Annotated in this window: 1 pseudogene; it reads right to left on the bottom strand. The window is 44.9% G+C overall.

Annotated features, from left to right (window positions below):
• Positions 1-274: pseudogene (gene ubiB / locus CWB77_RS18065) on the bottom strand (ubiquinone biosynthesis regulatory protein kinase UbiB); the annotation flags it as partial.

Below are 274 nucleotides of genomic sequence, written 5' to 3'. Positions count from 1 at the left end.
CCCCCGCGGGCCCACATGTTGTTTCACCCAGTCTTCTAAAAAAGGTTTGCCCGTAGTCCACAAGTCCAGGTGTGGGTATAGCAGACGACCTAAGCCCTCACCATACAACAAGGTTTTTTGTAATAATACGAGTTGCGGTGGAACCTGCATATTAAAACGACGTGCGGTATTAAATAAGTTAAGCAATACATGACCAAATGATATTTCAGCTAGTGGTGTCTTAAAAATAGGCTCGCACACGGTGCGAATAGCAAAGTCACACTCTTCAATGCTG

The sequence above is a fragment of the Pseudoalteromonas sp. S1610 genome (genome assembly GCF_005887465.1).
In the GTDB taxonomy this organism is placed as follows: domain Bacteria; phylum Pseudomonadota; class Gammaproteobacteria; order Enterobacterales; family Alteromonadaceae; genus Pseudoalteromonas; species Pseudoalteromonas undina.
This window is presented reverse-complemented; position numbering and strand designations above follow the sequence as displayed.